The sequence below is a fragment of the Pseudomonas sp. P5_A12 genome, assembly GCF_056400685.1.
The window spans coordinates 1-8,714 of sequence record NZ_JBFUKU010000229.1; the positions used below are offsets into that span (position 1 = coordinate 1).

At 56.1% G+C, this 8,714-nt stretch carries 9 protein-coding genes; 5 read left to right on the top strand and 4 right to left on the bottom strand.

The genetic code is table 11. From position 1 onward, the window contains the following. Together AC1DSG_RS23335 and AC1DSG_RS23340 are read right to left on the bottom strand one after the other, a co-directional pair. The coding region (locus tag AC1DSG_RS23335; RefSeq protein WP_477793001.1) for an alpha/beta hydrolase at nucleotides 1–772 on the bottom strand (772 nt) is incomplete at its 3' end. 57 nt (nucleotides 773–829) lie between these two features. After that, nucleotides 830–1,297 carry a hypothetical protein gene (locus tag AC1DSG_RS23340; protein WP_477793002.1) on the bottom strand — a complete coding sequence of 156 codons (468 nt, stop codon included), beginning with the start codon at nucleotides 1,295–1,297 and terminating at the stop codon, nucleotides 830–832. A 185-nt stretch (nucleotides 1,298–1,482) separates the two neighbouring features. Between AC1DSG_RS23340 and AC1DSG_RS23345 the strand changes: the two genes are divergently transcribed. The 3 genes from AC1DSG_RS23345 to AC1DSG_RS23355 all read left to right on the top strand — a co-directional run bounded on the left by AC1DSG_RS23345 (nucleotide 1,483) and on the right by AC1DSG_RS23355 (nucleotide 4,792). Continuing rightward, on the top strand, nucleotides 1,483–2,889 hold the full coding sequence (locus tag AC1DSG_RS23345; RefSeq protein WP_477793003.1) for a DUF1254 domain-containing protein: 1,407 nt from the start codon (nucleotides 1,483–1,485) through the stop codon (nucleotides 2,887–2,889). 168 nt (nucleotides 2,890–3,057) lie between these two features. Next, complete coding sequence (gene xth, locus AC1DSG_RS23350) at nucleotides 3,058–3,852, top strand: exodeoxyribonuclease III (RefSeq protein ID WP_477793004.1); 795 nt, start codon at nucleotides 3,058–3,060, stop codon at nucleotides 3,850–3,852. A gap of 112 nt (nucleotides 3,853–3,964) precedes the next feature. Continuing rightward, nucleotides 3,965–4,792: an arylamine N-acetyltransferase family protein gene (locus AC1DSG_RS23355; RefSeq protein WP_477793005.1), complete on the top strand. Its 828-nt coding sequence runs from the start codon at nucleotides 3,965–3,967 to the stop codon at nucleotides 4,790–4,792. Between the two features lie 33 nt (nucleotides 4,793–4,825). On the opposite strand, the gene AC1DSG_RS23360 is transcribed toward AC1DSG_RS23355, so the two are convergent. Next, complete coding sequence (locus tag AC1DSG_RS23360) at nucleotides 4,826–5,158, bottom strand: BrnA antitoxin family protein (RefSeq protein WP_477793006.1); 333 nt, start codon at nucleotides 5,156–5,158, stop codon at nucleotides 4,826–4,828. Nucleotides 5,159–5,161: 3 nt separating this feature from the next. Beyond that, complete coding sequence (locus AC1DSG_RS23365) at nucleotides 5,162–5,443, bottom strand: BrnT family toxin (protein ID WP_477793007.1); 282 nt, start codon at nucleotides 5,441–5,443, stop codon at nucleotides 5,162–5,164. A 255-nt stretch (nucleotides 5,444–5,698) separates the two neighbouring features. Here AC1DSG_RS23365 and AC1DSG_RS23370 point away from each other — a divergent pair, with 255 nt between their 5' ends. Continuing rightward, nucleotides 5,699–7,216, top strand: coding sequence for a nucleobase:cation symporter-2 family protein (locus tag AC1DSG_RS23370; RefSeq protein WP_477793008.1), 1,518 nt, complete (start codon nucleotides 5,699–5,701; stop codon nucleotides 7,214–7,216). 327 nt (nucleotides 7,217–7,543) lie between these two features. Next, nucleotides 7,544–8,714 (top strand): SorA family sulfite dehydrogenase catalytic subunit (sorA, locus tag AC1DSG_RS23375; protein WP_477793009.1); only part of this gene is annotated, 1,171 nt, incomplete at its 3' end.

Genomic DNA, 8,714 nt, shown 5'->3' on the forward strand with positions numbered 1-8,714 from the left:
CGGCCTTTTCGTGCGCTGGCGTATCAATCGGCATGCCAACGCGTCCGACGCGCGAGCTGATGTCTATGTTTTTGACATTTGAAACGGCCAGCGCTTCATCGTAGCCACTGAAGTAGTTGGTCAGTCGGCCGCAGTGGTTGAAGATCGGAATCATGTCCGAGTTGTTTAGCTCAAAGCACTCGGAGGAGATATCCGCCGCAAACAACACCAGTTGGCCGATGCGCCAGTCATTGGCCAGGTCCGCATTACGAGTTTTATCGACCGCGCGTACGGCCTCACGCACCACGAAGGCGCCCATGGAGTGGGCCATGATGTGGATGTTTATGGGGCAGTCTTTTAGCGTGTAGTTGGCAAACGGAATGATGCCGCCAGTTACTAACAGCGTGGCGGCTTCCTGAGCTTCCGAGCGATCATACAGATACAGTTCAGCGCTGCCCGCACTGGGCCAGTCGAAGCCAATGACCATGCAGTTGTATTTGCGTTTTTTCAGTTCGCTCTCGACCAATCGCTGGCGCTTGAGTGCTTCTTTTGAATCGGTATTGTAGCCATGAACGAAAAAAACAATATCCAGTTCTTTTCCGGGTTTGGTGCCTGGAGGGTTCGCTTGTAGGACGATCAGATCCAGCCACTGTTTGACGGTACTTACCTGATCTGAAGGAGTGGGCTCGGCGGCGCCACTGGACACTTTCAAATATGAAACGGCGCCGGTGCGATTACTAAACCTGTTCTGACCAGAAACCTTGGCGCGTGTGCCCAAAACAAAACTGTCCATGCATGTTGTCCTGTGCTGTTGGTCGAACACCGTCGAGGGTCGAATAGGACGTTAACCTCAAAGCTCCAAACCTTCCTGCACGACCGAAAGCAGATTGTTTTCCGTCAGTGCAACCGCATCCAGTTGTTGTCCTGCCTGCTCGATGACCTGTAACCACCAATGCGTCTCGCCATGCTCGCCGACGGTACGCAGCAATGCGAGCTCTTGGCCTTTGGAATGTATCTCTACACGGCCTTCGCCATCGTCGGTGAAGCGCGCGACCGGGTCGAAAGTCAGGGTGTGGTGGTTGCCTTCGATCACCAGTTGGTCGATGGCGTAGTCAAACGTTTCCCCCTCCGGATCGCTCTCGAATACGTGCGTGGGATTGTGCCGCAAAACCAGCCCGACCTCCGTCAGCGGCAGCAGCCAGTTCTCAATCTGGCGATACAGTTCGTAAACCTGGCTCGGCCAGCTATCGATCGCCTGATCGGCGTGGGTAGCCCCGGTGTGTTTCAACTTCGTGGCGAGCTCGTCTGCCTTACTCATGTCGATTCCTTATCATGATGTAAGAGTAATCGTAGCTCTTTCAGCGCTATCCGGGTTTTGCCTTGGGTCATATCCAAACACCCCGACAACCGGTCGTCCGCCTGTCAGTTCTCATTCGATCGTCTAGAGTTCCGTTAGCTCTGCCGAGCCCGGTAGCGCCCCCCATCGCAAGGACGATCGCCTAAATGTTGATGACTCAAGTATTGACAGCCGTTGCACTAACGCTTGCGGCCGGCGCCGTTTTTCCCCTGGTCAGTCAGGCTCAACCGAAAGTTACGCCCGAAGAGGCGCATGCCATTGGCGTTGAGGCTTACCTGTATTTTTATCCGCTGTTGACCATGGACATCACCCGCAAGCAGTTCACCAATATCGAACCCGGCAAAGAGTTCGGTAAAGGCCCGATGAACATGTTTGTGAGTGTGCCGCAGTACCCACCCGCGAGTTTCAGAGGGGTGGTGCGGTCGAACTTCGATACGCTGTATTCCATCGCCTGGCTCGACTTGACTAAAGAGCCATTGGTGATTTCCGCGCCGGACACGGCGGGGCGTTTTTATCTGTTGCCGATGCTGGACATGTGGAGCGACGTTTTTGCGTCGCCCGGTTGGCGCACGACCGGTACTCAGGCTAGTCAATTTCTGGTGACGCCACCGGGCTGGACCGGAACGGTGCCCGTTGGTTTGAGCCATTTGCCGGCACCGACGTCTTTCGTCTGGATCATTGGTCGGACCAAGACTGACGGGGAAGCCGACTACGCGGCAGTGCACGCCATTCAGGCGGGTTACACCGTGACACCGTTGTCGCAGCTGGGTAAAAAAACTGAACCGGTCACTGTGAAAATCGACCCGACGGTGGACATGGAAACGCCGCCGAAAACTCAGGTCGATACAATGTCGGCCGCCAATTATTTTGCCTACGCCGCCGAACTGCTCAAAGTGAATCCTCCTCACCTCACCGACCAGCCTATTCTGGCGCAGATGCAACGCATCGGTATCGAGGTAGGCAAATCGTTCAACGTTGAGGCATTGGATCCGGCCGTTAAAGCCGCGCTGCAAACCGTACCAGCAGAAGCGCAAACGCTGATGAAGTGGAAGGTTGCCACGCTCGCTACGGTGGTCAACGGCTGGTCAATGAATACCGACACCATGGGCGTCTATGGCAACTACTACCTAAAGCGCGCGATCGTGGCACAGGTCGGGTTGGGGGCGAACTTGCCCGAGGATGCCATTTATCCGCTGAACATGGGCGATGAGCAGGGCAAGCCACTTGATGGCGCCAACAAGTACGTGCTGCATTTCGATAAAAGTGAAGTACCGCCGGTGAACGCTTTCTGGTCGATCACGTTGTACGATCCAGAAGGGTTCCAGGTGGGCAATACACTCAACCGTTTTGCGGTCAGTAGCTGGATGCCGTTCAAGACCAACGCCGACGGTTCGCTGGATATTTTTTTCCAGTACGAAAGCCCCGGAAAAGACCTTGAGGTCAATTGGCTTCCCGCACCTAAAGGTCCGTTCAACTTGACCATGCGCTTGTATGGCCCGAAACCCGAGGCGTTGACCGGGAAGTGGAATCCGCCCGCGGTCAAACGAGTGTGATGGACTTGTAGCGAACAGGCCATGAGCAGCTTCATGGCCTGTTTTTTTTCATTCAGCTGCCGGTTCCACCCCCGGCACCTTTAATCGCCTGCTACGTTTGCCACGGCAACTGTCATTACTTACTCCTGTCACAACTGGATACCGCCAATCCGTAGCGAGCGTCGGACCATGAAGTACCTGAAAATAGCCACCTTCAATGTCAACGGCTTGCGAGCGCGTCTTCCCAATTTGCTGGCGTGGCTGGAACGGGAGAAACCGGATATTGCGTGTTTGCAGGAGCTCAAGTCGGTCGACACGGCCTTTCCAGTCGCCGAACTCGAAGCGGCCGGTTACGGCGCCATCTGGCAGGGTCAGTTGTCGTGGAACGGGGTGGCGATTCTGGCGCGAGATACGCAACCTTTGGAGAGTCGACGCGGTTTGCCAGGTGACGACAAGGATACCCAAAGTCGCTATCTGGAAGCGGCGGTGCACGGCGTGTTGGTGGGGTGTCTGTACTTGCCCAATGGCAATCCGCAGCCGGGGCCGAAGTTCGACTACAAACTGGCATGGTTCGAACGACTGATCGCCTATGCCAGGGATCTGCAAAGCAGCGAGCATCCGGTGGTGTTGGCTGGCGATTACAACGTAGTGCCTACAGACCTGGACATCTACAACCCGCGCTCCTGGCTCAAGGATGCGCTGCTGCAACCGCAAAGCCGCGAGTGTTATCAACGCTTGCTGGATCAGGGGTGGACAGACTCCTTGCGTCATCTGTACCCGGAGGATCGGCTATACACCTTCTGGGATTATTTCCGACAGCACTGGCAGAAAAATTCAGGGCTGCGCATTGATCACCTGTTGCTGAACCCGGCGCTCAGCCCTTATCTGCAAGAAGCGGGGGTCGATGCCTGGGTGCGTAATGAACCGCATGCCAGTGATCATGCGCCAACGTGGATTCGCGTCGGCTCGCGCAAGCGGCATTAACATTGATCAGTTCGGCGATTGGCGAAATCAATTGTCAGTTGAACCGCTTTATCCCTTATACATGGCGGCCATCGGCGGAGAGATCCGCGGCCCCATGCATAAGGACTGAGCAATGAGCGAGCCACGCCTGACCCACCTTTCGTTGTATCTGCTGCGTCTGGGTTTCGACGCACCCCCGACGCCAACCCTCGAGACCTTGCGCCAGTTGCAACTGCGCCACACCGGTGAATTCGCGTTCGAAAACCTCACCACGTTGTCGGGCGAGCCGGTGCTGATTGACTTGCCGTCCATCGAACAAAAAGTCCTGTACGACGGTCGAGGTGGTTACTGCTACGAGCTCAACAACCTGTTCCTGGCGTTGCTCCAGGCATTAGGCTTCAATGCTCGAGGCATCACCGGCCGGGTAGTGATGGGGCAGCCCGAAGGCGCGTGGACCGCTCGCACACACCGCTTGAGCCTGGTCACGCTGGACGGCGTGCGTTACATCACTGACGTCGGCTTCGGCGGCATGGTCCCCACTGCACCGCTGATGCTCGATACCGAAGCCGAGCAACTCACCCCCCATGAGCCGTATCGCATTGAACGGCATGAAGACGGCTACACCCTGCGCGCCAACGTCGGCGGCGAGTGGCGGGCGATGTACATCTTCGATCTGCAACGCCAGGAGGACATCGAYTACACCGTCGGCAACTGGTATGTCTCGACCCATTCCGAGTCGTCGTTTGCCAAGCAACTCATGGTTGCCCGGACCGGGGAGGGCTGGCGCCGTACGCTGAACAACGGCAATTTTGCGATACACCGGGTCGGCCGCGAAAGCGAACGGCGGCAGGTGATTGATGTGGATGAGTTGATCGGTTTGCTGAAGGATGAGTTCGGGATCCGGGTGCCGGAACATGAGGGATTGAAGGTCATGCTTGAGCGATTGATTCGCTCAAGCTGAGCCCGTGTTTTTTGACGTTTCACAGGGGTAGGCTCAAGGCGCCATCACCCGATGAATTTCACTGAGAACCTCGGTTAATTTCTTCTCGAGGTTCTTCAGTTCGCGTGCGGTTATCCCTTCTTTGAAATGCCCGGCATTCGCAACAGCCGTGCGCTGATCGAGCTCAGCGGTTGTTTTCCCGTGGTTGAGCAACGCCTGACGCAAGGTGTTATTGATCACTGTCTGATAGCCAAATCCCTCGCTCTCGGCGAGTGAGCGAGCCGCCTCTATGACGGCATCATCGAGCATGATGGTGATTCTGGTTTTGCCTTTGCTGGAGGCAACAGCCCCGCGCTTGGCATTGCTGAAGTCGTATTCGTCTTTCATCGGTCAATCCTCCATGTACCGGCGGCGCTCGTTTTTGGTCGCGATGCGCGCGGAAATTATTCGAACGAAATTCGGATCTCGATAGGTGTACGCAACGACCAGCAAGCGACCTTTGGCGTCCATCCCCATGATGACCCACCGTTGTTCATCATGGTGGTGGTCTTGAAACGTAAGCGCTCGCTCGTCATAGAAAACCGGCTCTGTTTCTGAAAGGCTGATGCCTTGGTGCTTCAATTTGTTGGCTGYGTTTTTTGCCTTGTGAAACTGAATTTCGAATGGCTTCATTATGCATACTTTATATGTATAAGCGAGAGGCGACCGTGCCGGCGGTCACTTGGACTACCAAAGGCTAGTGGGGAATGTGGAAGGGCTGCGTCAGGATGTATTTCAAAAGTTTTGAAGGTGGGAAAGCCGCACAGATTCGGAGGAAATGAATGGCTGGTCATAATCCGGATGATAAGTTGTATACAACTCTATAGACATTTATCCTTGATCTTGAATACAGTGTGCGCATAACAAAAATCAGGGAACCCCCCAACCATGAAAACGCCCCATGTTTCACACCAACGGCCTGAGGATGAAAACCTTGGGATCGGCGCGAATATGGCTTACGGCCTGCAACATGTTCTGACCATGTACGGCGGCATCGTCGCGGTGCCTTTGATCATTGGTCAGGCCGCCGGGCTCTCGCCGGCGGACATCGGTTTGTTGATTGCTGCTTCATTGTTTGCAGGGGGGCTGGCGACATTACTCCAGACCCTTGGTTTACCATTTTTCGGTTGTCAGTTGCCGCTGGTACAGGGCGTATCGTTCTCTGGCGTCGCGACCATGGTGGCGATTGTCAGCAGTGGCGGAGAGGGCGGGTTTCAGTCGATTCTCGGGGCGGTGATTGCCGCATCGTTGATTGGCTTGCTGATCACGCCGGTGTTCTCGCGCATCACCAAGTTCTTCCCGCCGCTGGTCACGGGCATTGTGATCACCACCATCGGTCTGACGCTGATGCCGGTGGCTGCACGCTGGGCCATGGGCGGCAATAGCCACGCTCCGGACTTCGGCAGCATGGCGAACATTGGTCTGGCCGCAGTGACGCTGATGCTGGTACTGCTGTTGAGCAAGATAGGCAACGCGAGCATCTCCCGATTGTCGATTCTGCTGGCGATGGTCATCGGCACGGTCATCGCAGTGTTCCTTGGTATGGCCGACTTCTCGTCTGTCACTCAAGGTCCGATGTTCGGCTTCCCGACGCCGTTCCATTTCGGCATGCCGACCTTCCACTTCGCCGCCATTCTGTCGATGTGCATCGTGGTGATGGTGACGCTGGTGGAAACCTCGGCGGACATCCTCGCCGTCGGTGAAATCATCGGCACCAAAGTTGACTCCAAGCGGCTGGGCAATGGACTGCGCGCTGACATGCTGTCGAGCATGCTCGCGCCGATCTTCGGTTCGTTCACCCAAAGCGCCTTCGCCCAGAACGTCGGGCTGGTGGCGGTGACCGGGATCAAGAGTCGCTTCGTGGTTGCCACCGGTGGTTTGTTTCTGGTGATCCTCGGCTTGCTGCCCTTCATGGGCCGGGTCATCGCGGCGGTGCCGACGTCTGTCCTTGGCGGCGCCGGTATCGTGCTGTTCGGCACCGTGGCGGCCAGTGGTATTCGTACGCTGTCAAAGGTTGACTACCGCAACAACGTCAACCTGATCATCGTCGCCACCTCCATCGGTTTCGGCATGATCCCGATCGCAGCACCGAGCTTCTACGACCACTTCCCAAGCTGGTTCGCGACCATCTTCCACTCGGGCATCAGCTCGTCGGCGATCATGGCCATCGTGCTCAACCTGACCTTCAACCACCTCACGGCCGGTAACTCGGATCAGCAGTCGGTGTTTGCGGCCGGTACAGAGCGTGTGCTGCGTTACCAGGATCTGGCAGCGTTGCGTGAAGGGGATTACTTTAGCGAAGGCAAACTGCATGACTGCGACGGGAAAGAAATCCCCGTGGTGGAGGCGGACCATGGGCATGGAGAACCGCGTGCGGCGCATGCGAAAAGCAGTGAGCATGTCTGACCACACTCAAGGCATGGAAATATAAACAAGGCGTCCTTCGGGACGCCTTTTTAATGCCTGGTTTTTATTGCTTGAGCCTGTTTTGTCCTTGCTGCCGAACAAGTCTGCGGCGCGTCTTTCGGAGCTCGGCGCTACCGCACCTCGTCTGTCATTGTCGTCAAATGTTAAGTCCCTGACGTCAAATGAAAAGCGGCTGGCTTATCCGTGACGATACTGACGTCGTTACCGAATTCGAAGAAAAACCCCGTTACATATCGAGTCCGATCCTCCGCTGCCTTGGCGGGGCTGTCAGTTGCATCTCATTAAAACAATTATAGAGAGCGCAGAATGAAGTTCAGTTTTATAGATAACAGCAAGCCGAGCCGCCGGCGCGTTCTTCGCGATGCCTTCACCCTGGCGGTGGCGGCTTCGCCATTGGCAAGCCTCGCCAAGGCAGCCGAGGAAACCAAGGCGGTTGATGAAACTGCCGAAGAGGTGACTTTTGCTGCGGGTCCACGGCCGCTGGTGCAATACCCGCAAAAACGCCCTTTGACCCTGGTGACCACTCGTCCGCCGCACCTGGAGACGCCGTTCCCAGTCTTCAACGAAGGCCCCATCACGCCGAATGACGCGTTTTTCGTGCGTTATCACCTGGCCAATTTTCCTACCAGCATCGATCCGGATACTTACCGTCTGACGGTCAAGGGCTTGGTCGAAACGCCGCTGTCGCTTTCCCTTGCAGAACTCAAAGCCCTCGCCGAACCGGTAGAAGTGGTGGCGGTCAATCAGTGTTCGGGTAACAGCCGTGGCTTCTCGATGCCGCGCGTGTTTGGTGCTCAGTTGGGCAATGGTTCAATGGGTAATGCCCGCTGGGTGGGAGTGCCACTCAAGGCGGTATTGGAAAAGGCCGGTGTGAAAGCCGAGGCAAAACAAGTGACCTTCCGTGGACTCGATAAGCCGGTGTTGCCAAGCACGCCGGAGTACATAAAGGCCCTGGACATCAGCCATGCCATGGACGGTGAGCCCATGATCGCCTGGTCGATGAACGGAACCGATCTGCCGTTCCTCAATGGCTACCCGATACGCCTTGTGGTGCCAGGCTATTTCGGCACGTACTGGATCAAGCACCTGAGTGAAATCGAAGTCGTCGACCATACCTTCGACGGTTTCTTCATGGCGAAAGGTTACCGCCTTCCGGACAACGATTGTCTGTGCACCGCACCTGGCACCACTGCGGCACAAACCAAACCGATTTCAAAGTTGGCGATACGCAGTTTCATCACCAGCGTTAAACATGGCGATGTATTGCCGTTGAAAAAAGGCGTGGTGCTCAAGGGCATTGCGTTCGACGGTGGTGTTGGCGTCAACAAGGTGGAAATTTCTATCGACGGCGGTAAAAACTGGCGCGAAGCCAAGCTTGGGAAAGACCTTGGCCGTTTCTCCTTCCGTGAGTGGACGCTGCCGATCACCTTTACCAGCAAGGGCGCCACACAATTGATGGTGCGAGCCAGTAACAGTG

Bases quoted from the DNA above. Each gene is read 5' to 3' on its own strand.
- AC1DSG_RS23340 (WP_477793002.1), bottom strand. From the start codon at position 1,297: ATGAGTAAGGCAGACGAGCTCGCCACGAAGTTGAAACACACCGGGGCT.
- AC1DSG_RS23345 (WP_477793003.1), top strand. From the start codon at position 1,483: ATGTTGATGACTCAAGTATTGACAGCCGTTGCACTAACGCTTGCGGCC.
- xth (WP_477793004.1), top strand. From the start codon at position 3,058: ATGAAGTACCTGAAAATAGCCACCTTCAATGTCAACGGCTTGCGAGCG.
- AC1DSG_RS23360 (WP_477793006.1), bottom strand. From the start codon at position 5,158: ATGAAAGACGAATACGACTTCAGCAATGCCAAGCGCGGGGCTGTTGCC.
- AC1DSG_RS23370 (WP_477793008.1), top strand. From the start codon at position 5,699: ATGAAAACGCCCCATGTTTCACACCAACGGCCTGAGGATGAAAACCTT.